The 983-nt window shown below is 71.6% G+C and carries 1 protein-coding gene; it reads right to left on the bottom strand.

Features of this window, described 5'->3' with window-relative positions:
• The coding region (locus tag AC5L38_RS44230; RefSeq protein WP_495248825.1) for a polyketide synthase dehydratase domain-containing protein at nucleotides 1–983 on the bottom strand (983 nt) is incomplete at both ends.

Raw genomic sequence — 983 nt, forward strand, 5'->3', positions numbered from 1 at the left:
CCCCGCCACGCCCCCCGCAACCCCCGAAACACCGGCCCGTACTCCAACCCACCCCCAGCCAACCCCTCATACACCCCGTCCAGCTCGATCACCGCCGCACCCCGAGGCGGCCACACCTCCACATCGAACCGCTCCCCGGCCCGGCCGCCGGTCACCAGCACACCGATCGCGTGCCGTACCCAAGGCTCCTCATCCCCGGCCTCCGCCGGGCGGGCGTGAACACTCACCTCACACCGGCCTGACTCATCCGGGGTCCTCACCCACACCTGCACCGCCACCGCGTCCCGCTCGCCGAGCACCAGCGGCGCGGTCAAGGTGAGCTCCTCGACCACATCGCACCCCACCTCATCACCCGCCCGCACCACCAACTCCAAGAACCCCGTCCCCGGGAACACCACCGTCCCGCCCACCACGTGATCGGCCAGCCACGGATGCGACCCCAGCGAGATACGACCGGTCAGCAACACCCCGTCCGAACCGGCCACTCCCACAGCGGCTCCCAGCAGCGGGTGGCTCGCGGCCGCGAGTCCCGCAGCCGTCACGTCTCCCACCTGCGAACCGGCGCCGTCGGGCCAGAACCTCTGACGCTGGAAGGCGTACGTCGGCAACTCCACCCGAGCGGCACCGGGAAGCACCGCCGACCAGTTCACCGGCACCTTACGCACGTGCAGGGCGGCCAGCGCCATCATGATCGTCTTCTGCTCGTCCTGGCCCCCACGCAGGGCCGGGACCAGCAGTACGTCCGGATCCGCCGCCGACGCCACCTCGGCGTCGCGCGCCGAACCAGCGGGCGCGGCCACACGCGTGTTCGCGTCTGTGAGTGCGGTGAGGGTGTCCTGCGCCATGGCGGTCAGTACGCCATCAGGGCCCAGCTCCAGATAGGCCCGCACCCCGTGGGCGTGCAGAGCGCGCACCCCGTCGGAGAAACGGACCGCGCCCCGCACCTGCTCCACCCAGTACTCCGGCGAGCACAACCGCTCAGC

The organism is Streptosporangium nanhuense, from assembly GCF_059358815.1.